The organism is Microbulbifer elongatus (assembly GCF_020524885.1).
Taxonomy (GTDB): Bacteria; Pseudomonadota; Gammaproteobacteria; order Pseudomonadales; family Cellvibrionaceae; genus Microbulbifer; species Microbulbifer elongatus_A.
The window spans coordinates 192,926-216,539 of sequence record NZ_JAIVKJ010000001.1 but is presented as its reverse complement, the minus strand read 5'-3'; the positions used below and the strand labels follow the sequence as shown (position 1 = coordinate 216,539).

At 58.9% G+C, this 23,614-nt stretch carries 17 protein-coding genes and 5 tRNA genes; 1 reads left to right on the top strand and 21 read right to left on the bottom strand.

Annotated features, from left to right (window positions below; all coding sequences use genetic code 11):
- Positions 1–169 precede the first annotated feature (169 nt).
- The 21 genes from rpoC to LC059_RS00680 all read right to left on the bottom strand — a co-directional run bounded on the left by rpoC (position 170) and on the right by LC059_RS00680 (position 22,405).
- Positions 170–4,399, bottom strand: coding sequence for a DNA-directed RNA polymerase subunit beta' (gene rpoC / locus LC059_RS00780; RefSeq protein ID WP_226701948.1), 4,230 nt, complete (start codon positions 4,397–4,399; stop codon positions 170–172).
- 123 nt (positions 4,400–4,522) lie between these two features.
- Positions 4,523–8,596 (bottom strand): DNA-directed RNA polymerase subunit beta, encoded by a 4,074-nt coding sequence (rpoB, locus tag LC059_RS00775; protein WP_226701947.1) that lies wholly within the window; start codon positions 8,594–8,596, stop codon positions 4,523–4,525.
- A 317-nt stretch (positions 8,597–8,913) separates the two neighbouring features.
- A complete protein-coding gene (gene rplL, locus LC059_RS00770) occupies positions 8,914–9,282 on the bottom strand; it encodes a 50S ribosomal protein L7/L12 (protein ID WP_078083379.1) in 369 nt (122 codons plus the stop codon).
- Positions 9,283–9,368: 86 nt separating this feature from the next.
- Complete coding sequence (gene rplJ / locus LC059_RS00765) at positions 9,369–9,863, bottom strand: 50S ribosomal protein L10 (protein WP_226701946.1); 495 nt, start codon at positions 9,861–9,863, stop codon at positions 9,369–9,371.
- Positions 9,864–10,168: 305 nt separating this feature from the next.
- A complete protein-coding gene (gene rplA, locus LC059_RS00760; RefSeq protein ID WP_226701945.1) occupies positions 10,169–10,867 on the bottom strand; it encodes a 50S ribosomal protein L1 in 699 nt (232 codons plus the stop codon).
- On the bottom strand, positions 10,868–11,299 hold the full coding sequence (gene rplK / locus LC059_RS00755) for a 50S ribosomal protein L11 (RefSeq protein WP_226701944.1): 432 nt from the start codon (positions 11,297–11,299) through the stop codon (positions 10,868–10,870).
- Positions 11,300–11,477: 178 nt separating this feature from the next.
- Complete coding sequence (gene nusG, locus LC059_RS00750; RefSeq protein ID WP_224871603.1) at positions 11,478–12,011, bottom strand: transcription termination/antitermination protein NusG; 534 nt, start codon at positions 12,009–12,011, stop codon at positions 11,478–11,480.
- 10 nt (positions 12,012–12,021) lie between these two features.
- A complete protein-coding gene (gene secE, locus LC059_RS00745; protein WP_226701943.1) occupies positions 12,022–12,390 on the bottom strand; it encodes a preprotein translocase subunit SecE in 369 nt (122 codons plus the stop codon).
- A 117-nt stretch (positions 12,391–12,507) separates the two neighbouring features.
- Positions 12,508–12,583: transfer RNA gene (locus tag LC059_RS00740), tRNA-Trp, on the bottom strand.
- A 126-nt stretch (positions 12,584–12,709) separates the two neighbouring features.
- Positions 12,710–13,903, bottom strand: a complete 1,194-nt coding sequence (tuf, locus tag LC059_RS00735; protein ID WP_226701942.1) for an elongation factor Tu — start codon at positions 13,901–13,903, stop codon at positions 12,710–12,712.
- Between the two features lie 170 nt (positions 13,904–14,073).
- Positions 14,074–14,148: transfer RNA gene (locus LC059_RS00730), tRNA-Thr, on the bottom strand.
- Positions 14,149–14,241: 93 nt separating this feature from the next.
- A tRNA-Gly gene (locus LC059_RS00725) sits at positions 14,242–14,315 on the bottom strand.
- 82 nt (positions 14,316–14,397) lie between these two features.
- Positions 14,398–14,481: transfer RNA gene (locus tag LC059_RS00720), tRNA-Tyr, on the bottom strand.
- A 111-nt stretch (positions 14,482–14,592) separates the two neighbouring features.
- Positions 14,593–14,668: transfer RNA gene (locus LC059_RS00715), tRNA-Thr, on the bottom strand.
- Between the two features lie 177 nt (positions 14,669–14,845).
- The gene (locus LC059_RS00710; protein WP_226701941.1) at positions 14,846–15,592 is read right to left on the bottom strand and encodes an SPOR domain-containing protein; all 747 of its coding nucleotides are present in this window, start codon (positions 15,590–15,592) and stop codon (positions 14,846–14,848) included.
- Positions 15,593–15,793: 201 nt separating this feature from the next.
- Positions 15,794–16,576 carry a type III pantothenate kinase gene (locus LC059_RS00705; RefSeq protein WP_226701940.1) on the bottom strand — a complete coding sequence of 261 codons (783 nt, stop codon included), beginning with the start codon at positions 16,574–16,576 and terminating at the stop codon, positions 15,794–15,796.
- Positions 16,577–17,596 carry a bifunctional biotin--[acetyl-CoA-carboxylase] ligase/biotin operon repressor BirA gene (birA, locus tag LC059_RS00700; RefSeq protein ID WP_226701939.1) on the bottom strand — a complete coding sequence of 340 codons (1,020 nt, stop codon included), beginning with the start codon at positions 17,594–17,596 and terminating at the stop codon, positions 16,577–16,579.
- Positions 17,597–17,714: 118 nt separating this feature from the next.
- On the bottom strand, positions 17,715–18,860 hold the full coding sequence (gene alr / locus LC059_RS00695; protein WP_226701938.1) for an alanine racemase: 1,146 nt from the start codon (positions 18,858–18,860) through the stop codon (positions 17,715–17,717).
- 49 nt (positions 18,861–18,909) lie between these two features.
- Complete coding sequence (locus tag LC059_RS00690; protein WP_226701937.1) at positions 18,910–20,064, bottom strand: ABC transporter permease; 1,155 nt, start codon at positions 20,062–20,064, stop codon at positions 18,910–18,912.
- Positions 20,065–20,096: 32 nt separating this feature from the next.
- A complete protein-coding gene (locus tag LC059_RS00685; RefSeq protein WP_226701936.1) occupies positions 20,097–20,852 on the bottom strand; it encodes an ATP-binding cassette domain-containing protein in 756 nt (251 codons plus the stop codon).
- Positions 20,849–22,405, bottom strand: coding sequence for an alpha/beta hydrolase (locus LC059_RS00680; protein WP_226701935.1), 1,557 nt, complete (start codon positions 22,403–22,405; stop codon positions 20,849–20,851). The genes LC059_RS00685 and LC059_RS00680 overlap by 4 nt, the downstream gene beginning before the upstream one ends.
- Before the next feature lie 219 nt (positions 22,406–22,624).
- On the opposite strand from LC059_RS00680, the gene LC059_RS00675 reads away from it, so the two are divergent.
- The gene (locus tag LC059_RS00675; RefSeq protein ID WP_226701934.1) at positions 22,625–23,581 is read left to right on the top strand and encodes a hypothetical protein; all 957 of its coding nucleotides are present in this window, start codon (positions 22,625–22,627) and stop codon (positions 23,579–23,581) included.
- The last annotated feature ends 33 nt before the right edge of the window (positions 23,582–23,614 follow it).

The window sequence follows — 23,614 nt, the reverse complement described above, 5'->3', positions numbered from 1 at the left end:
GAACAATCGCACCCCATTAGCGGGGGCCGCATTCTATAAGCGCGGCCACCGCGAGTCAATCATCAGGCGAAGTAAACACTCACATCCCCTGACAACTGCAATCCGGAACTGACCGACAAGCTTCCTCTACAAGGGAACCCGGCGGTCAGACTACTCCGTTCCGTCGACCTTATTCCCCGGAAGATTTCAGGGCTTCGGTCAGCGCTGCTTCCACCTCTTCCGCAGATGGGCCCTCGGCGTAGCCGTGGGATACCTGCTGGGTGCGCTTGCGCTTGCGCTCGGCGTGGTAGGCAAGACCGGTACCGGCCGGGATCAGACGACCTACTACCACGTTTTCTTTTAGGCCGCGCAGGCTGTCTTCCTTGCCGGTTACCGCCGCTTCGGTCAGTACGCGGGTAGTCTCCTGGAAGGAGGCCGCGGACAGGAAGGATTCGGTAGCCAGGGACGCTTTGGTAATACCCAGCAGCAGACGCTCGAACTGAGCCGGCTGCTTGCCTTCGGCGCGCAGACGTTCGTTCTCTTCCACCACGCGCTGGTATTCCACCTGGTCGCCCTTGATGAACTCGGAGTCGCCCATCTCAAGGATTTCAACTTTACGCAGCATCTGACGAACGATGGTCTCGATGTGCTTGTCGTTGATGCCTACACCCTGGAGGCGGTAAACCTCCTGGATCTCGTTGGTGATGTAGCGCGCCAGCTCTTCCACACCCTTAAGGCGCAGAATGTCGTGCGGGTTGGACGGGCCATCGGAGATAACCTCGCCCTTCTCTACCGTTTCACCTTCGAACACGGTCAGCTGGCGGTGCTTCGGAATCAGTACTTCGTAGTGATCCTTGCCATTGGCCAGCGGCTTGCCATCACGCGGAGTGATCTGCAGGCGAACCTTGCCCTTGGTTTCTTTACCGAAAGACACGGTACCGGAGATCTCCGCCAGGATGGACGGCTCTTTCGGCTTACGCGCTTCGAACAGGTCGGCAACCCGCGGCAGACCACCGGTAATATCCTTGGTCTTGCCGGATTCCTGCGGAATACGGGCGATTACGTCACCGACATTCACCTTGTCGCTGTCTTTCAGGCTGAGGATGGCCCGCGGCGGCAGCGCGTAATGCGCGGGCGCATTGCTGCTCGCCAGAGTCAGTTCTTCACCATTCTCGTCAACCAGGGTCACCGCCGGACGCAGGTCTTTACCCGCTGCCGGGCGCTCTGCCGGATCGATAACCTCGATCGAGGAAAGACCGGTAATTTCATCAGTCTGCTTGCGAATAGACAGACCATCTTCCATACCGGACAGTTTCACCCAGCCGGCCACCTCGGTGATGATCGGGTGGGTGTGCGGGTCCCACTTGGCCACGATCTGGCCGCCGTCGATGCTCGCACCTTCGTCGACGCTGATCACAGCACCGTAAGGCAGCTTGTAGCGCTCACGCTCACGACCGGCGCTATCGGCAACGGCCAGCTCACCGGAACGGGAAACCGCTACCAGGTTGCCGCCTTCGGTCTTCACGGTCTTCACATTGTGCAGACGCACGGTACCGGACTGCTTCACCTGGATGCTGTCCGCCGCGGATGCACGGCTCGCCGCACCACCGATGTGGAAGGTACGCATGGTCAGCTGGGTGCCCGGCTCACCGATGGACTGGGCCGCCACAACACCCACGGACTCACCCGGGTTGGCGCGGTGGCCACGGGCCAGGTCACGGCCGTAACACTGGGCACAGATACCGTGCGCAGTCTCACAGGTAATCGCGGAGCGAACGATCACTTCGTCGATACCCATGCCTTCGATACGCTCAACCCATGCTTCATCGATCATGGTGCCAGCCGGTACCGCGATTTCTTCGCTGCCAGGCTTGGTCACGTCGCGTGCGACTACACGACCGAGGATACGGTCACCCAGGGACTCGATCACGTCACCGCCTTCAATCACCGGCGCCATGGTCAGGCCGTCGTCGGTGCCACAGTCGATCTCGGTGATTACCACGTCCTGTGCAACGTCTACCAGACGGCGGGTCAGGTAACCGGAGTTCGCGGTTTTCAGTGCGGTATCCGCCAGACCTTTACGAGCACCGTGGGTCGAGATGAAGTACTGCAGTACGCTCAGACCTTCGCGGAAGTTCGCGGTAATGGCGTTCTCGATAATGGAACCATCCGGACGCGCCATCAGGCCACGCATACCAGCCAGCTGACGAATCTGCGCCTCGGAACCACGAGCGCCGGAGTCCGCGTACATGTATACGGAGTTGAAGGAGTCCTGCTCGGTCTCTTTACCTTCGCGATCGATTACCGGCTCTTTCTTGATACCGGCCATCATCGCCTGGGTTACCTTGTCGTTGGTACGGGACCAAACGTCGATAACCTTGTTGTATTTCTCACCCGCAGTCACAAGACCGGATGCGAACTGGGTTTCGATTTCCTTCACTTCCTCTTCCGCGGAAGCGATCAGCTCGGCCTTGGCCGCCGGGATCTCGAAGTCGTTCACACCGATGGAGGAACCGGACTTGGTGGAGAAGTCGAAACCGGTGTACATCAGCTGGTCAGCGAAGATAACGGTCGCCTTCAGACCCACCTTGCGGTAACACTCGTTCAGAACGCGGGAAATCGCCTTCTTCTTCATCGGCTGGTTCACGTACTCGAAGGGCAGGCCTTCCGGCACGATGTTCCACAGCAGCGCACGACCAACGGTAGTGTCGTAGATGGTGCGGGTAACCTGCTTCTCACCGTCTTCGCCGATGGAAGTTTCGTCGATACGTACCTTGATCTTCGCCTGCAGGCCGACCTGCTTGGCGTAGAAAGCACGGCTCACTTCCTTGATATCGGCGAAGAACATGCCTTCACCTTTATCGTTGACGCGCTCGCGGGTCATCCAGTACAGCCCCAGAACCACGTCCTGGGAAGGTACGATGATCGGCTCACCGTTAGCGGGCGACAGGATGTTGTTGGTAGACATCATCAGCGCGCGGGATTCCAGCTGCGCTTCGATGGTCAGCGGTACGTGTACCGCCATCTGGTCACCGTCGAAGTCGGCGTTGTACGCCGCACACACCAGCGGGTGCAGCTGGATCGCTTTACCTTCAATCAGTACCGGCTCGAACGCCTGGATACCCAGACGGTGCAGGGTCGGTGCACGGTTCAGCAGTACCGGGTGCTCGCGAATCACTTCGTCGAGGATGTCCCATACCACCGCTTCTTCGCGCTCGACCATTTTCTTGGCCGCCTTGATGGTGGTGGCCAGGCCGCGGGCTTCCAGCTTGCCGAAAATGAACGGCTTGAACAGCTCGAGTGCCATTTTCTTCGGCAGACCACACTGGTGCAGACGCAGGGTCGGACCAACCACGATCACGGAACGACCGGAGTAGTCCACACGCTTACCCAGCAGGTTCTGACGGAAACGACCCTGCTTACCCTTGATCATGTCAGCCAGGGATTTCAGCGGGCGCTTGTTGGAACCAGTGATGGCGCGACCGCGACGGCCGTTATCCAGCAGCGCGTCCACAGACTCCTGCAGCATGCGCTTTTCGTTGCGCACGATGATGTCCGGCGCGTTCAGCTCGAGCAGGCGCTTCAGACGGTTGTTACGGTTGATCACCCGACGGTACAGGTCGTTCAGGTCGGAAGTCGCAAAGCGGCCACCGTCCAGGGGTACCAGCGGGCGCAGATCCGGCGGCAGTACCGGCAGAGCCTGCATGATCATCCACTCCGGCTTGTTGCCGGACTTGTAGAAGGCTTCCAGCAGCTTCAGGCGCTTGGACAGCTTCTTGATCTTGGTCTCGGAGTTGGTCGCCGGGATCTCTTCGCGCAGACGCTGGATCTCGGACGGCAGCTCGATGTCGTTCATCAGCTCCTGGATGGCTTCTGCACCCATTTTCGCTTCGAACTCATCGGCGAACTCTTCCATTGCTTCGAAGTACTGCTCGTCGTTCAGCAGCTGGCCGCGCTCCAGGGTAGTCATACCCGGGTCGGTCACAACGTAAGATTCGAAGTAAAGCACGCGCTCGATATCACGCAGGGTCATATCCAGCAGCAGGCCGATACGGGACGGCAGGGACTTCAGGAACCAGATGTGGGCAACCGGGCTGGCCAGTTCGATGTGGCCCATACGCTCACGGCGTACCTTCGCCTTGGTTACTTCAACGCCGCACTTCTCACAGATGATGCCGCGATGCTTCATGCGCTTGTACTTGCCGCACAGGCACTCGTAGTCCTTTACCGGGCCAAAAATCTTGGCACAGAACAGGCCTTCGCGCTCCGGCTTGAAGGTACGGTAGTTGATGGTCTCCGGCTTTTTCACTTCGCCGTAGGACCAGGAACGGATCATGTCCGGCGAAGCCAGACCGATACGGATAGCGTCAAATTCTTCGAGCTGATCCTGGGCTTTCACCAGGTTTAACAAATCTTTCAAGGCCTTTCCTCCACTAGGGGGTAGTCATTCCGGCCAACTGCCTCTGGGGCCGGAAGTGCCGGTGGTAGTGATTCGCAATCGCCGCCACCGGCCTCTGTCTACTAAATCCGATTGATACCAGTGTTACTCGTTTTCCAGCTCGAAGTTCATACCCAGCGAGCGGATTTCCTTGACCAGTACGTTGAAGGATTCGGGCATGCCCGGCTCCATGCGGTGGTCGCCATCCACGATGTTCTTGTACATCTTGGTACGACCTTCCACGTCATCAGATTTGACCGTGAGCATTTCCTGCAGGGTGTAAGCGGCACCGTAAGCTTCCAGTGCCCACACCTCCATCTCACCGAAGCGCTGACCACCGAACTGCGCCTTACCACCCAGCGGCTGCTGGGTAACCAGGCTATAGGAGCCGGTAGAACGCGCGTGCATCTTGTCGTCTACCAGGTGGTTCAGCTTCAGCATGTACATGTAACCCACGGTTACCGGACGCTCGAAAGAGTCACCGGTACGGCCATCGTACAGAGTGATCTGACCGGAATCCGGGATGTCCGCCAGACGCAGCAGCTGCTTGATCTCGGGCTCTGCAGCACCGTCGAAGACCGGAGTCGCCATGGGTACACCGCGACGCAGGTTTTCGGACATGGCCAGAACTTCTTCGTCAGACAGCTCGTTCAGGTCTTCAACGCGACCGCCGGTGGAGTTGTAGACCTCTTCCAGGAATCCGCGAATCTTCGCTGCTTCCTGCTTCTCCTTGACCATGCGATCGATCTTCACACCGAGACCTTTCGCCGCCATACCCAGGTGCATTTCCAGTACCTGACCGACGTTCATACGAGACGGTACACCCAGCGGGTTCAGTACCACGTCGACCGGCTCACCGTTTTCGTCGTACGGCATGTCTTCCACAGGCTTGATCACGGAGATCACACCCTTGTTACCGTGACGGCCGGCCATCTTGTCACCGGGCTGGATGCGACGCTTGATCGCCAGGTAAACCTTGACGATTTTCAGCACGCCCGGCGCCAGGTCGTCGCCGGATTCCAGTTTTTTCTTCTTGTCTTCAAACTGCTCGTCAAGCAGCTTGCGACGTTCATTCAGCTGTGCTTCGGCTTTTTCCAGCTGCTCGTTCAGGCTGTCTTCCGCCATGCGCAGCTTGAACCAGTCTTCGCGCGGCAGGCCGGCGAGTACTTCAGCATTCAGCACGTCGCCTTTTTTGACGCCTTTACCACCGGCAACCTTCTGGCCGTCCAGTGCAGCCGCCAGACGCTCGAAAGTCGCGCCTTCAACGATACGGTATTCCTCGTTGAGGTCTTTACGCACTTCGTCCAGCTGGGCTTTTTCGATGGCCAGGGAACGCTGGTCTTTCTGCAGACCGTCGCGGGTGAAGACCTGTACGTCGATCACGGTACCGCGAGTGCCGGAAGGCGCACGCAGGGAAGTGTCTTTTACGTCGGACGCCTTCTCACCGAAGATGGCACGCAGCAGTTTTTCTTCCGGAGTCAGCTGGGCTTCGCCTTTCGGGGTTACCTTACCGACCAGGATGTCACCAGCGCCCACTTCCGCACCGATGTACACGATGCCGGACTCATCCAGTTTGTTCAGCGCAGACTCGCCCACGTTGGGGATATCCGCGGTGATTTCCTCACTGCCCAGCTTGGTATCACGGGCAATACAGGTCAGCTCCTGAATGTGAATGGTGGTGAAGCGATCTTCCTGCACCACGCGCTCGGATACGAGGATGGAGTCCTCGAAGTTGTAGCCGTTCCAAGGCATGAACGCGATGCGCATGTTCTGGCCCAGGGCCAGCTCACCCAGGTCGACGGACGGGCCGTCGGCCAGGATGTCGCCGCGCGCAACCACGTCACCGGTCTTCACGATCGGGCGCTGGTTAATGCAGGTGTTCTGGTTGGAGCGGGTGTACTTGGTGAGACCGTACAGATCCACACCCGCATCACCGGCTTCCACTTCATCGTCGTGTACACGCACAACCACACGGCTGGCATCAACACGCTCGATTACACCGCCGCGCTTGGCAACGATACATACGCCGGAGTCGCGCGCCACGGTGCGCTCCATGCCGGTACCTACCAGCGGCTTCTCAGCGCGCAGGGTCGGAACCGCCTGACGCTGCATGTTCGATCCCATCAATGCGCGGTTAGCGTCATCGTGTTCCAGGAACGGAATCATTGCCGCAGCAACGGACACTACCTGACGGGCGGACACGTCCATGTACTGGATTTCGTCCGGGGTCTTCAGGGTGAATTCGTACTGGTGACGCACACTGACCAGGTCATCGGTAAAGCGACCGTTTTCGTCCACCGCAGCGGAAGCCTGTGCAACCACGTAGTTGGCTTCGTTGATCGCAGACAGGTACTCAATCTCGTCGGTAACCTGGCCATCGACAACCTTGCGATACGGGCTTTCCAGGAAGCCGTAGTGGTTGGCGCGGGCGTAGGTCGCCAGGGAGTTGATCAGACCAATGTTCGGACCTTCCGGCGTTTCAATCGGACATACGCGACCGTAGTGGGTCGGGTGCACGTCTCGCACCTCGAAGCCCGCGCGCTCGCGGGTCAGACCACCCGGACCAAGCGCGGATACACGGCGCTTGTGGGTAACTTCCGACAGCGGGTTGTTCTGGTCCATAAACTGGGACAGCTGGGAGGAACCAAAGAATTCCTTCACCGCAGCCGCAACCGGCTTGGCATTGATCAGGTCCTGCGGCATCAGGCCTTCGGACTCCGCCATGGACAGACGTTCTTTCACCGCGCGCTCTACACGCACCAGGCCCACGCGGAACTGGTTTTCGGCCATTTCGCCAACAGAACGCACACGACGGTTACCCAGGTGGTCGATATCGTCCACCATGCCGCGACCGTTGCGGATCTCGATCAGGGTTTTCAGAACATCGACGATGTCTTCTTTGCTCAGGGTGCCCTGGCCAGTCTCGTCCTCGCGATTCAGGCGGCGGTTGAACTTCATACGACCTACCGCAGACAGGTCATAGCGCTCATCGGAGAAGAACAGGTTTTCGAACAGGGACTCGGCAGATTCCTTGGTGGGCGGTTCGCCCGGGCGCATCATGCGGTAGATCTCTACCAACGCTTCCAGCTGGGTGCGGGAAGGGTCAGCACGCAGGGTGTCGGAAATGAACGGGCCGCAATCCAGGTCGTTGGTGTAGAGCGTTTCAATGCTCTTCACATTCAGGACACGCAGCTTGGCAACCACTTCATCAGTGATTTCGGTATTACATTCAACCGCTACTTCGCCGGTGGACTCATCGATGATGTCGTGAGCCAGAACGCGACCATTCAGGTAGGTCAGCGGCGCTTCCAGGTTTTCCACACCGGCTTTTTCCAGCTGGCGGATGTGGCGCGGGGTAATACGGCGGCCTTCTTCAACGATGATCTTGCCTTTGCCATCCTTGATGTCGAAGGAGGCAACGTCACCGCGCAGGCGGGACGGGATCAGCTCGAGGCTAACGGTGTCGTCTTCCAGGGTGAATTTGCTGGTTTCGAAGAACATTTCCAGCATTTCCTGGGAGGCATAACCCAGGGCGCGCAGCAGGATAGTGGCCGGCAGCTTACGACGACGGTCGATACGTACGTATACGAGGTCTTTCGGGTCGAACTCGAAGTCGAGCCAGGAGCCACGGTAAGGAATCACCCGCGCGGCATACAGCAGCTTACCGGAAGAGTGTGTCTTGCCCTTGTCGTGATCGAAGAATACACCCGGGGAGCGGTGCAGCTGGGACACGATTACGCGCTCGGTACCGTTAATTACAAAGGTACCATTTTCGGTCATGAGCGGAATTTCGCCCATGTACACTTCCTGCTCTTTAATGTCCTTGATGGACTTGTTAGCAGATTCTTTATCGTAAATGATCAGGCGAACGCGAACCCGCAGCGGGCAGGCGTAAGTCACGCCGCGCAGGGTACATTCCTTGACATCGAAGGCAGGTTTGCCGAGGGTGTAGCTCACGTACTCCAGAGCGGCGTTGCCAGAATAACTGACAATCGGAAATACAGACTTGAACGCCGCCTGCAGGCCGATGTCCAGGCGCTCATCCGGGCGCGTGTCGGCCTGAGTAAATTTGCGATACGAGTCCAGCTGTATCGCAAGCAGGAAAGGTACGTCCATGACCTTAGGCAGTTTGCCAAAATCCTTGCGGATACGTTTTTTCTCAGTGTATGAGTAAGCCATTCATATTCCCCAGCTTGATCGGTGACAAGACTTCATCAGAACTGCGGTCAGTAAATCTGACGGTACGCAGTCCATCCGGGCGAGAAGTCTCTGCACATTGCGCTACGCTTAAAACAGGTGGTTAAAAACTGCACCGCCCTGTGCGCAAACTTCTCGAATTCTCTCGATAGTTTGTCGTTTGCTCGGCCCGGGCCCGCCGGAAATGGCGCAAAAAAGCCCTATGCCGCAAACGGCAAAAAGGCCGGCGGACACATGTCCACCAGCCTTTCCGCCAACCCCTGATAATTCAGCGGTTGGCGGTGATCTGTAAAACCGAATTACTTCAGTTCTACAGTAGCGCCAGCTTCTTCCAGCTCTTTCTTCGCTGCTTCGGCTTCGTCCTTGGACACGCCTTCTTTCAGCGGGCTCGGAGCGCCGTCTACCAGTGCCTTGGCTTCTTTCAGACCCAGGCCAGTGATGCCGCGAACAGCCTTGATCACGTTCACTTTCTTGTCGCCAGCAGAGGCCAGGATTACGTCGAACTCGTCCTTTTCTTCTGCAGCAGCTTCGCCGCCAGCCGGGCCAGCCATAACTGCAGCAGCTGCGGTTACGCCGAACTTCTCTTCCATAGCTTCGATCAGCTCAACAACGTCCTTAACGGACATTTCGGCGATCGCATTGATGATATCTTCTTTAGTCAGAGACATGAGTTAGTACCTGATTTCGTGTGAGCAGGAAACTGCTCGTAATTTCTTTAAAAGTTGAAAACTGCCATTTCGCTCGAGCGAAATAATTACGCAGCTTCCTGCTCTTTTTGGTCGCGAACGGCCGCAATAGTGCGAACCAGTTTGCCAGCAGAGGCTTCTTTCATGCAGCTCATCAGCTTAGCGATTGCTTCATCGTAAGTCGGCAGGCTTGCCAACAGAGCGATGTCAGTCGCTACGCCTTCGAAGGCGGCACCTTTCAGCTCCAGCTTGTCATTGCCTTTTGCGAACTCTTTCAGGATGCGCGCGCCGGCACCCGGGTGTTCGTTGGAAAAAGCAATAATGCTGGGGCCGACGAATTTCTCAACGAGACATTCGAATTCGGTACCTGCCAGAGCGCGACGCGCCAGAGTATTGCGGACGACTTTCAACCAAACGCCGTTCTCGCGAGCCTCTTTGCGCAGGGCAGTCATGTCATTCACGGTTACGCCACGGGAATCCGCAACAACCGCAGACAGAGCACCCTCAGCAGCCTGCTGGACTTCCGCGACAATCGCTTTCTTGTCTACGAGTCCAATAGCCATAGTGTCACTCCTGGATTTGAATGAAGGCCGGGTATTACATGTAAACCCGACCCGTTCCGGTGCTTAAAGCTCAAATCCAGTAAAAATACTGGTTTGGGCACACCGTCTGCGTAGGCTCGATCTCCTCGGTTTAGAACCTATTGGCCAACCTGGCCGGAGAGCGGATTAAGCAGGGGGCATTTAAACCTCAAATACCCTCCGCACCTACGGTCTTTGACGGCCCGCCGCCCTGCCCAGAAACAAAGCCCAGGAAGAGCGGCGAACCCCAAAGTTCTTTTTACTGAACGCAGTGAATCCCTGGGGGATTACTTAACGTCCAGAGAAGCCTGATCCAGAGTCAGACCCGGGCCCATGGTGGTGCTCAGGGTGATCTTTTTCAGGTATACGCCTTTGGCAGAAGCCGGCTTGGCCTTTTTCAGGTCAGCAACCAGTGCTTCCAGGTTCTCTTTGAGAGCCTTGACGTCAAAACTAACTTTACCGATACCGCCGTGGATGATGCCGCCCTTGTCAGCGCGGAAACGCACCTGACCAGCCTTGGCATTCTTAACCGCAGTCGCAACGTCCGGGGTTACGGTGCCGGTTTTCGGGTTCGGCATCAGGCCGCGCGGACCGAGGATCTGGCCCAGCTGACCCACAACGCGCATGGCGTCCGGGGAAGCCACAACCACGTCGAAGTCCATCTTGCCGGCTTTTACTTCAGCAGCCAGCTCGTCCATGCCTACTACGTCGGCGCCCGCTTCTTTAGCGGCGTCAGCGTTGGCACCCTGGGTGAATACGGCAACGCGTACTTCTTTACCGGTACCGTGCGGCAGAGTGGTAGCACCACGTACAGCCTGGTCGGATTTACGCGGGTCGATACCCAGGTTGATAGCGGCATCAACGGTTTCTGCGAATTTTACGTTGGAGAACTCTTTCAGCAGGGCTACAGCTTCTTCGATGCCGTATGCCTTGCCAGCTTCCACTTTCTCAGCCATTGCGCGCTGACGCTTGGTCAATTTAGCCACTTACAGACCCTCCACTTCGATACCGGCGCTGCGAGCAGAACCAGCGATGGTGCGCACCGCTGCATCCATGTCGGAGGCAGTCAGGTCTGCTTTTTTCATTTCCACGATCTCTTCGATCTGGGCACGAGTCACTTTACCGACTTTCTCGGTGTTCGGACGGCCAGAACCGCTCTTGATCTTGGCAGCCTTGCGCAGCAGAACCGCGGCGGGCGGAGACTTCATGATGAAGGTGAAGGAGCGATCGCTGTATACAGAGATCACTACCGGTACCGGCAGGCCCGGCTCCAGGTTCTGGGTCTGCGCGTTGAACGCTTTACAGAACTCCATGATGTTCACGCCGTGCTGACCCAGCGCAGGACCAACGGGCGGACTTGGGTTGGCCTGACCGGCCTTCACTTGCAGCTTGATGTAAGCTTCAATCTTCTTAGCCATTACAGCTTCCTCTTTAACTGGGTGTTAGCGCCTGCGCTGTACACTCATACAAACGTGCAACGCTCAGCTCCCCTGTTTGCCCCAAAAACCGGCAACCGCAAGGCATACCGGGTTTTCAGGGACGCGAAAGCCCTCTTCCGCGCAAAGCGAAAGAGGGCCGAATCCTTCCAGCTCGAAATCAGCTCTTTTCTACCTGACCGAATTCCAGCTCTACCGGAGTGGAGCGACCGAAAATCAACACCGCCACCCGCAGGCGACTTTTCTCGTAGTTGACCTCTTCGACCACACCGTTGAAATCATTAAACGGACCGTCGATAACACGCACCATCTCGCCCGGCTCGAACAGCGTCTTGGGCTTGGGCTTATCGACAGAGTCATCGATGCGATTCAGGATAGCCTGAGCTTCGCGATCGGTAATCGGCGCCGGCTTATCTGCCTTACCACCGATAAAGCCCAGCACTCGCGGCGTTTCTTTCACCAGGTGCCAGGTATCGTCATTCAGCTCCATTTCCACCAGCACATAACCGGGGAAGAACTTGCGCTCACTTTTACGCTTCTGGCCGGCACGCATCTCCACCACTTCCTCGGTGGGCACAAGGACCTCACCAAACAGGTGGTCCATTTCGTGCAGCTCAATGCGCTCCTTGAGAGAAGTCTTTACACGCTTCTCATAACCGGAGTAAGCCTGAACCACATACCAATGCTTTGCCATGGATTAACCTTTAACCAATAATCTTGGAAGCAGCCCAACCGAGCCCGCTATCCAGCGCCCACAGAATGACTGCCATCAGCAGTACAAACACCACCACAATCAGGGTGGTCTGGGTCGCTTCCTGACGGGTCGGCCACACTACCCGGCGCACTTCATTTTGCGCTTCCCGCAGCAGATTCCAGAAGGCGTTACCCTTCTCGGTCTGCACTGCCACAAACACCGCTACCAGGCAAAGCGCAACGATTGCCAACACACGATACAGCAGGGGGATTTCGGCGTAGTAGGAATTGCCCGCCACAGCAGCACCAACGAGCAGCGCCACCAACAGCCACTTGAGGCCGTCAAGACGAAAGGTTTTCGCCTCTACTTTAGCATTCATACAAAGAAGCCTTTAGCGCGCCTCAATACTGCAAGGCGCTTTTATTGCCAACGACCGCAAAGAGCGACAGCAGTACAGGATAGCCCAACTGCAGGCCCCTCGCGGGCATCTGAAAGTTGGCAGGCCAGGAGGGACTCGAACCCCCAACAGCCGGTTTTGGAGACCGGTGCTCTACCAATTGAACTACTGGCCTGGAACACCCGGATACATGGCTGCAGACGCCAGCACCGGAAAAAACGAGGGGCGGATCATACCACCCACCCCAGCGTTTGCAAGTGCGACCACCAATTCATATTGGCGACCGCACTCAACGCATCGATTACTCGATGATTTTGGCTACAACGCCAGCACCAACGGTACGGCCACCTTCGCGGATCGCGAAGCGCAGGCCATCTTCCATGGCGATCGGAGCGATCAGGGTAACAACCATCTGGACGTTATCGCCCGGCATTACCATCTCGGTACCTTCCGGCAGCTCACACGCACCAGTCACATCGGTGGTACGGAAGTAGAACTGCGGACGATAGCCTTTGAAGAACGGGGTGTGACGACCACCTTCATCCTTGGACAGCACGTACACTTCCGCTTCGAACTTGGTGTGCGGAGTGATGGAGCCCGGCTTAGCCAGTACCTGACCACGCTCTACTTCGTCACGCTTGGTGCCGCGCAGCAGGGCGCCAATGTTCTCACCAGCACGACCTTCGTCGAGCAGCTTGCGGAACATTTCAACACCGGTACAGGTGGTAGAAGTGGTCTCTTTGATACCAACGATCTGGATTTCGTCACCAGTGCGGATGATGCCACGCTCTACACGGCCGGTTACCACGGTACCGCGACCAGAGATGGAGAATACGTCTTCGATCGGCATCAGGAACGGCTGGTCTACTGCACGCTCCGGCTCCGGGATGTACTCGTCCAGGGTTTCAACCAGCTTCTTAACAGCGGTGGTACCCATTTCGTTGTCGTCTTCGCCGTTCAGCGCCATCAGAGCGGAACCGGTGATGATCGGAGTGTCGTCACCCGGGAACTCGTACTGGTCCAGAAGCTCACGAACTTCCATCTCTACCAGTTCCAGCAGCTCTTCGTCGTCAACCATGTCGGCTTTGTTCAGGAATACCACAATGTAAGGTACACCTACCTGACGGGACAGCAGGATGTGCTCGCGAGTCTGCGGCATGGGGCCGTCAGCAGCGGAACATACCAGGATAGCGCCGTCCATCTGGGCAGCACCGGTAATCATGTTCTTAACGTAGTCGGCGTGTCCCGGGCAATCTACGTGCGCGTAGTGGCGGGTCGGGGACTCGTATTCAACGTGAGAGGTAGCGATGGTGATACCGCGCTCACGCTCTTCCGGTGCGTTATCGATACCGTCAAAAGCAACGGCGGAGCCGCCCCATACTTCCGCACATACGCGAGTCAGCGCAGCGGTCAGGGTGGTTTTACCGTGGTCAACGTGACCGATGGTACCCACGTTTACGTGGGGCTTGGAACGTTCAAACTTTTCTTTTGCCATTGCGGGCCTCCCAATATAAGCGTGAGCCGAACTAGCGACCTTACCAAGAACGGCTCCCGCCCACTCACAGAAAAGAGTCCGCTCGGGAGCCTGCGCATCCGACCTGCCTCACGACAAAAAACCCGGATACAAATAACCGCGGAGACACAGGTCACCGCGGCTACGAATAATGGAGCTCATGGGCGGATTTGAACCGCCGACCTCACCCTTACCAAGGGTGTGCTCTACCCCTGAGCTACATGAGCTTACTCCAGATGCCGACGACTACGCCGGCGCAGGCGGGGCCGCCTGCTACACCCCATAGGGGCAACTTCCAAACCAGGCTCCGCACTAGAACATGGAGCGGGCAGCGGGAATCGAACCCGCATCATCAGCTTGGAAGGCTGAGGTTCTACCATTGAACTATGCCCGCGCTATCGCGTGCGAAAACCTCCAAGTAGAAGACCAAACAACCTCTTCTACTTTCGATGCCAGCACACAGGCATCTAAAATAATGGTGCAGGGGGGTGGATTCGAACCACCGAAGCTTGCGCGTCAGATTTACAGTCTGATCCCTTTGGCCACTCGGGAACCCCTGCTCGAAAGCGGTGCGTATTTTCTACAGCGACCCATTCGATGTCAACAAGTTTTTCCTTAAAATTCACACACTTAACTGAACTTCTTCAGCAGCCTGTGAAACAGGATAGAGATGGAGCTGACGAGAGGAGTCGAACCCCCGACCGGCTGATTACAAGTCAGCTGCTCTACCAACTGAGCTACGTCAGCATCTCCAAAACGAAGCCTTGCGACTTCACCGCGAAACCCGAAGGCCTCGCTCACCTCAAGGGTTGTTGATCCCCCCTGAAGTGGAGGCGGGATTCTAGGGGAAGTGTCCGTGACAAGCAACAGGGGAATGTCGCTTTTCTTCACCCCGAACCTCCTCACCCCCAGTTCGCCGCCAGATTACTCTTCCGCGCCGCTACGAATCTCGCTACACAGGTTCTGACGGCGACCGATATCCGGGTAATCCAGCTGTAATTGCTCCCAGAAATCATCCGCGACAGACTCCGGGGATACCCCGCCATCATCTTCGGCTCCACCCAGCGCACCGAGCACCACCCAGCGCTCAAGGTACGTCTGGGGCTCCTCGCGAAATTCGGCGGCGAAACCGCGATCCTGCAACTCTTTGGTCAGCACCTGCGCGCGTTCGATCTCAGAGAAAATCCCGAAAGAAATACCGTTTTCCAGCGACCCCTTGGGAATAACGTAGCTATCGACACCCGCGGCCTGCAGCTCACGGAGCTTGCGGAACGCTTCCTGTGAAGAGTTTAGCGGCGCCAGGTAGACCCAGTAGCGCATCTGCCCCTGCATTTCGATTTCCCGCAGGGACGCCTCCATTTGCAGCGCTCGCAGGCGTTGGGCGACATCCTCCCCTTGATATTCCTCTTCAAACGGCCCCACCAGGGTGCACAGCGCATCTGAGGCAGCAGGCTGAGCACCCGCAGGCGACCGCTCCGCGCCCGATTTTTGATTTGCAGGCACCTGAGGCTGAGCCTGTGCAGGCACCAACTCTTCAGGATCCACCTCACTCACTAGCGAGATACTGGCAGCAGCCTCCCCCTCGACAACAGGAGCAACCCGCGCCACGGAGGGTTTGCCGCTCGACAGGAACCAGGCAAGCAGGCCGACATTGGCCAGCACCAACAACATGAATATCCAGCGCATAATTTCAGGCAATCAAAACCCGTCAGTTAATACCGGGCAGTTAATATCAGGGAACCGCGGCAGGGGGCAGAAAGCGCCTAACCGCAGAGCAAGGCGCATTGTAGCCAACCCTGCCACACTTCTGGCAGCTACTGGCGCACAACCGCGAGTGAAAAACCCGTTCAACAGGTGCAATAGAGGGAGTATTTATGGATTGGAAAGAGCCAACCCCTCCATGACCAGATCCTCAGCAACCTCACACGGGCGATCACACCAGTCCGCGAGAAAACGACCATCGCCACCGCAAAACAGCAGTCGCGGACCGGGTAGCCCCTCCACTGCGCACTGATGCGCGAGCGTATCGTAAGTGCGCTCCACTGCGCCGAGGACCATCAACGGCAATCCGTGATTGACCGCATCGGCGGTATCCCGCCCCGGGGACAGCGAGTCCAGTGAGGCAACGGGCTGCGGCACTTTCACGGCGTCGGTCTCACTGAACAGGGCGCGGCGCATCAATCCGAGCCCCGGGACTATGTACCCCCCGAGGTGCTCACCGTTCGCGCCGAGCAGATCCAGGGTGACCGCACTGCCGCAGTCCACCACCAGCGCGGGCGTCGGTGTGCGCCGAAATGCGGCAAGCACCGCAAGCCAGCGATCAACCCCCAGGCGCGAAACATCCTGATAGGCACAGCGCACGCCGCCGCACTCAGCGGCTACCCGCGCAAACTCGACATCCACGCCGAACTCCCCCGCCAGCCGGGCCGCAATAGACTCGGCCACACCAGGGCCCGCCACATTCGCAGCCCGGACTCGGGCCGGCGCATGCTCTGCCCAAACAGCGGGCAACGACTTCGATCGCCACCAGTCCCCGGGATCGAACACACCTCGCGCGACAACGTTCACGTCATCTTCGCCAGCACACCTGATCACTCGCCACTTGGCCCGGGTATTGCCCTGGTCCAACTCCAGAATATTCAATTTTCCACTCATTCAGCTGCGATCCGCAGGGCGCAGGGAAACCTCGCCACCGTGAAACACTTTTCGCTCGCCATCGATGTCCAGTAACAGCGCACCACTGGCGTCGACGCCACACTCAATACCACACCAGCGCTGCTGCGCGGACTGCAGGCACACCTCGGCACCGGCAAACTGATCCAGCGCCAGCCACTCTTCCCGCAAGCGCGCAAAACCGGATTCCGGGTACTGCTCCAGCATCGGTAAAAGCTCATCGAGCATCGCCGCTACCAGCGCATTGCGCGAAATACCCGGTCGCACCTCGGCGAGATCGATCCAGGGCTGCCCTATGGATTCAGCCGCCGCCGCGGGCATGCGCATGTTGAGGCCAATACCCACCACGACCGCGCAACGATCCGTCAGGTCACCACTCAGCTCCAGTAACACGCCGGCCAGCTTGCGGCCGCGACACCACACATCATTGGGCCATTTCAGGCGCACATCCGGCACATCGAACTTAGACAGCGCCCGCGCCAGTGCCACTCCCACAGCAAGGCTCAGCCCCTCCAGCAGCTGCACCCCGCCACTGAACTGCCAGCCGATGGAAATACTGACACCGGAGGCAAAAGGGCTGGCCCAGGCGCGACCGCGCCGGCCGCGACCGGCGGTCTGCTGCTCCGCCAGTACCACCTGCCGGTGCCCGGATCCGGACTCAAGGCTGGCAAGCACCCGCGCATTGGTGGAATCCACCTGGTCATACACCTGCAAGTCACTTAACAGCGACGCCGCACTGGCGCCGAGCTGCCGCTCGATATCTAGCGCATCCAGCAGATCGAGCCCGCCGGCCAGGCAATAACCGCGACCTTTTACCGACTCCACCTGAAGCCCGAGCGGCTCCAGCTTCTGCAGCTGCTTCCACACCGCCGCACGGCTCACCCCCAGCACTTCCCCAAGGGACTCGCCTGAGTGCACTTCTCCATCGGCCAGCAACTGAAGCAGTGGGCGCAGGGTGGCCAGTGAACTGGGGGACGATTCGGGTGTAGTACGGGAGACCAAGATGCACTCTCCAGAGTTGACTGCCCTAGAGCAGAAATTCTGATGGTTACTTTTTGTTAAACAATTTCGTTGAATAATTTCGCCGGTTACTTTTGGCGGTTTAAGCCAGAAAGGCGGCTTAACGATATTGACGGCAGTAGCGGTGACCAAGGGAAGTCAGGATTTCGTATCCAATGGTTCCCGCTGCCTCCCCCATGTCATCGACGGTAATGGCCTGCCCCAGCACTTCGATCAGCACCAGCTTTGCGCGCTGCTCATCGCTCAAGCCAGATACATCGAATACCGTGGTATCCATGGAGACCCGCCCCAGCATAGGGACGCGAATTCGCTCATTCCCGGCAATGGCCATGCCCCAACCGCGACCGCTCTGGGCGCGCAGCAGACCGTCCGCATAGCCGCCCCTGACTACCGCCAACCAACTGCCCGCCACCGCGGTCTGCGTCGCGCCGTAACCCACGGCACTATCGCGACTGAGCTGGCGCAATTGCAGTACCGGCAGGTGCAGACTGGCCACTGGCCGCATGGGGTTGGGCTGCACAGGTGTGGGATTAACCCCGTAGAGCGCCGAGCCAGGGCGCACCAGGTCAAAGTGGAATTCATCCCCGAGACAGATGCCCGCCGAGTTCGCCAAACTGGCGCGCACATTGGGACATACCTGGCGCAATTGCCCAACCATACCGGTAAAGGCGCTTAGCTGTTCAAGGTTCTGTGCGTGCCCAGCTTCGTCTGCACAGGCAAGGTGACTGAGGATTAATTGCAGATTTGCGCTCCGCAGCAGACTCTCCTGCGCCAGCAATTCGGTAAATTCTTCAGCGCCCATCCCCAGGCGCGTCATACCTGAATCAACCTTGAGCGCCGCCGGTGCCGCGAGAGATGCATCCCCGCCCAGCCCCAGCGTCAACTCACACCAGCGCTGCAGCTGCTCGGTAGTAACCAGTACCGGGATCAGACAGGCTTGCGCGCAATCGCGCTCGCAACCCGGCCGAACACCTGTCAGCAAATAAATAGTGGCCTCCGCAGGAAGAACCGAGCGCAACGCCTCCCCTTCCCGCTGGGTAGCAACAAAAAAGCTACGGCAGCCTGCAGCAAACAGCGCCGGCGCCACTTGAGCCACACCCAGACCGTAGGCATCCGCCTTCACCACGGCACTGCACTCAGTGGCCCCTTTCAACTGCGCCCGCAGCCACTGGTAGTTCTCAACCACTGCCCCCAGGTCAATGGTGAGCAGCCCCTCGCGTTCAGATTCGCAAATTGTCACTGACACAGTCTTCCAAGTACTCCAAAAATCATCTGACAGAAAACCCGGGCAGCCTTCAACTGGCCGACAGCAGGTTTTCCCGGCGCAGGGCCCGGGCACCCATCATTATCGCTACCGCCACCAGCAGGAGAGTGACCAGAGAGCCGGACAGCATCCAAACGGGTGATACCCCGTCGCCGATCAGCAACCCCTTGAGCCACTGCTGATGCCCCACCAATGGCAGTAACTGCCAGCTTTCCGCCAGTTTTACCTGGGCGATATCCAGCATCATCAACATGACCAGCGGCGCAATCTGGAAAATGCTCAACTGGGTCTGGGCATCCTTGAACGAATGGGAGCGCAACGCCAGCAGTATCTGCAATACGGCGACCAGTAGCGCCAGCGGCAGCATGATCACCCCCATGGCGATCACGCTCCCCACCGTCGTCGCTCGCTGAATACCGAGCTCGGTAAGCGGCATAACCGGCATCAGCGCTACCAGTGCCGCAATTGCCAGCAGCGACCCCAGCCAGCCAAGGCTCGCCACCGCGATGGTCTTTGCGGTAATGATCTGCCACCCCGCCAGCGGCTGCAGCAATAATGGCTCCAGACTCAGTCGCTCGCGCTCGCCGGCAGAGCTGTCTACCGCGGTAGAGAGGCAGGCAATAAATAGCGTCATGATCAACAGCCCCGGCACCGTGGCCAGAATCAATGCGCCGCGACTGGAAGGCGTACTCACATCCCGGGTCTCCACCCGCCACGGCGACAGCGTACGCGGCGCCACACCCCGCGCTGTCAGACGCTGGGTTACCACCAGTTGTTGCAGCGCACCCAGGCGCTCCTGCACATCGCGCCGGGCTCGCCCACTGGTGGATTCGGAACTGTTCACGTACAGATAAACCTGGGGAGCGCGAAAGTCCTGGTAGCGCCGGGAAAAATCCTCGCTAAAGGCCAGCACTATATCGTATTCCCCGGCAAGCAGTTCACGCGGCTCTCCCCGCTCCAGTCTGGTCACCGCCAGGTTTGGCGACGCCAATCGCTCACTGATCAGCGGTGCGCGCTCGGCACCGAGCAATGCAACCCGGGTGACCTCCTCGCTCTGCTTTTTCACCATAAAGGTGGTGCCGCCGGCCAGCATGACCGGAAACATCAGTGAAAAACACACCGCCATGACCAGGGCGCGACGGTCGCGCCAGGCTTCGAGCAACTCTTTGCGCAGCAGCGGGGCCATTTGCTTCCACCCGTGAATAAATGCTCCCGGATTCACGCCGGCTCTCCTTCTACTCGCGCCATGGTCGGACGCGGTCCATAGGCCAGCGCCACAAAACTGTCTTCGAGGCAGCTGCAACCGGTCTCCGCAGCCAGCTGCTCGGGCGTCCCCGCCCCCACGATTTGCCCCGAAGCCATCACCAGTACCCGGTCAGACAGCTCCGCCACCTCCGGCATTACGTGACTGGAAAACAGGATGGTGGTGCCCGCGGCGCGCAACCGCAGCAGGGTTTTACGCAGCAGGCGCACCGCCAGAACATCCAGGCCGCGGGTGGGCTCATCGAGAATCAGGTGCCGGGGACGGTGTACCAAAGCGCGCGCCAGGGACACTTTCATGCGCTCCCCCTGGGAAAAGCCCTTGGTGCGACGGTTCCACAACCCATCCAGCTCCAGCTCGTTGCGTACCGCATCGAGGGCCTCCTGCAGCACCGCCCCGGAAAGCCCCTGCATTTGCGCAAACACTGACAGGTACTCGCGCACAGTGAGGCGTTCGTACAAGCCCTCGCGGTCTCCGACCACCCCCAGCTGGCGGCGCACCGCCATGGGATTGCTTGCGGGGTCCGCATCGCCCACCAGTACTTGGCCGGAGTCCGCCTGCAGCAAGCCGCATACAATGCGCAGGCAGCTCGTCTTGCCGGCGCCATTGGCACCGAGTAGCGCGGTGATACGGCCGTCCGGCACCTCGAAGCTGAGGTTGCGCAGCACCGTCTGGCCGCCAAAGGATTTACAAATCTTGTCAACGCGAATCATGGCTGGTCACCTCCCGCAACTTCTTCACTGGAGGGTGTCTCTCCGGCGCTCTTGTCCCCAGCGAGCATGGAGTCCGCTTCGGGAAGCGCGAGCTCCGGTATCAGTGCCGGGCCGAAGGCGCCCGCCGCAAACGGGGGACGACGGATATCTGCCAGACAGCGGTCATTCAACGGGACCCCGGGTTGGTCAAGAAACTGCAGGATCAGGTCCGGCACACAGCCGCGCGCGGAGTTGATATGCCCACCCCCCTGGACAACAAGATGTTGCTGGTTGGGCAGGTAGCCGAGCTGTTCGTCGGCATATTTCGGAGGAGTAATCGGATCTGCGGTACCGGAAATCAACAGCACCGGATGTTCGCGGGGCTCCGGCGCGTCGTAGGGCTGAGGCGGCACCGGCCAGACTTTGCAGCCCTCGACAAAGACGCGGATAAACATATCGCCAATAAACGTTCCCTCGGCGTCCCGTGCGATATCCGCGGCATCGATGCGGTTCATCTCTTCGGCACAGGCCACCGACAGCGTCAGCCCCATCGACATGCCGCCTTCCATATCTGCAAACAGGCCGAGAATGCCGGACAGCGGCGCATAGTTTCCGCGACTCGCCTCGCTCACCGCAAACGGTAGTTGCGCCGCAGCGGCCGGGTCATACAGCGCGGTGCGCACTGCGCCGGCAAGCATCCAGGTTTCCACAGGCTCGTCCACGGCGCGGCCGGTAAACGGATCGGGGAAGCTACTCGCCTGTGCGTCACTCCAGTTGCGCAGCAAGGTATCCAGCTGACTGCGCCATTCGCCAAACCCGGCACAGACCGGATCCTCACTACAGGCCTCCTCCAGCTCCTGCAGGGAAGACTCTGCCGCGGAAGCAGCGAGAAAAACCTTGGTATCGATTGGCGCAACACCGTCGAGCACCAGGCTCTGCAAAGAGTCCGGATACCACTGCTGGTACAGCAGCGCGGTTCGCGTACCCCAGGAACCGCCCCAAAGGGAGATACGCTCATGTCCCAAAGACCGACGCACGGTTTCCAGGTCGTCCACGGTCTGGCGACTGTTGATGGTCAGCGGGCGCTGACCGGCTCCGATATAACAGGCCGCCATCTTCGCAGTGAAAAGCTCAATACTGCTCGGGGTATCGACACCCAGGCCACAGTCGAAGGCATCGGAACGACCACCACCGCGGCGATCCACCATCACGATATCCCGCCCCCGATTCAACTTGCGCAGAGGATTCAGCAGGCGCGCCAGATCACTGGCGGCCTGACCGGGACCACCGGCGAGCAGATACAGCGGCTCGCTCTGGCCACTATCTACGGCCGGCGCAACCAGCACCGACAGCGCGACATCCCCTTCCTCACTGACAGGCACGCGATAACAACGCAAAGCTTCCGGCCAACCGTCCGCGTAGCAGGGCTCACTTTCAAGCTTCGCCGTTACAGGGGCGATCGGTTGCGGTGTCTCCGCTTCAGCAATGACACTCATAGAGAGCGCACTGCCAATCACAGACAAGCCCAGCCAGACACGCAATCGGCTGGGGATGAGAGGCGTCCTTGAGTCCAATACTCACTCCTGCTTTTGTACAGCCAGTTGAAAATGGGGCGGCAATGGCCCGTCAGGCCAGCCAGTAAACCCGACCAGTCTACCGGACTTTTTCCGCCCCCGCCCACGGCCTACCAACGCTCACAGCGATAGTCGTAGCACCCCGGCACGGGCGGTGGTATGGTTTGCGGTCATTTTCCTATCGAATAATTACTACGCGCCGACACCCCGCCGAGAAAAATGAGCTTTTCAGACAGAGAAAAACAACTGGTACGGGCAGCTTTTGCCTGGGGGCAGATCACACAGAAGGAAGGCTATACGCTCTCCGACCTGGAAATCGAGAAGTCGGTTTTGTTCCGCCGCCTGCTGGCAGGCCGCCCTCCCCTCGCATTCCCCCCGCCCCTGCGCCACGGTTTCCCATGGTACGAGGTGATTGAAGGCCGCAGTGAGCATGTGGTCAACGCTTCCGAGGCCTCCCCGGAGCACAGCATCATCGCGCCGGGTAGCAAGCCGGGCGATACCTGCATCCTCGTCGATGGCGCTTTCTGGCGTGTGGCGGAGACCATCCGCGAGCGCGAGGAATATCTGGTGGAGTGGGGCGAGTACCCGATGCAGTGGCGCTTGTGCAAGCACTGGGAAGTGAACTACGAGATGACCCAGCAGCTGCACAATTTCCGCAAGGACAATCCAGGCGCGAATGTGAATCTCGCCAGCCGCAGCGGCCAGAAGGAATACAGTGAGTTCCGTGTGGACGACGACCAGACGGTGTGGCTGTCCGAGTGGCACCTGACCCGTATCGGCCTGCCTGGATGGGTATGGGTTGGCACCGAGGTAGACGCGGAACCATCGGTGCACGAACTGACACCTCTGTGCCAGGACCAGCAGGGTGCACTGGTACTGGGTGTTGCCGGCGCCGACCGCGGCCCGGGCTGGCTGCGCATCGAGACCGCCAACGGCGACGCTCGCTACATCAAACTGGGCGACGAGCTGGAATACAAATCGGTTATTGCCTCTGCGGTTACCGAGTTCGACCGATTGCTCCACGGCATTGCCGGAGACGACCTGGAAGTCATGGACCGTCGCAACAACGACCTGTTGCGCTGCTATCGCGTGCCCATGCAGCTGGCTCCGCTGGAGCACTTCGATCTGGGTGATGTGAATTACGACTTGGTGCCTGAGAACGCGTACGTCGGGTAGCTCTCAACTTCGAGGTAATGGGAGCTTCGAAAT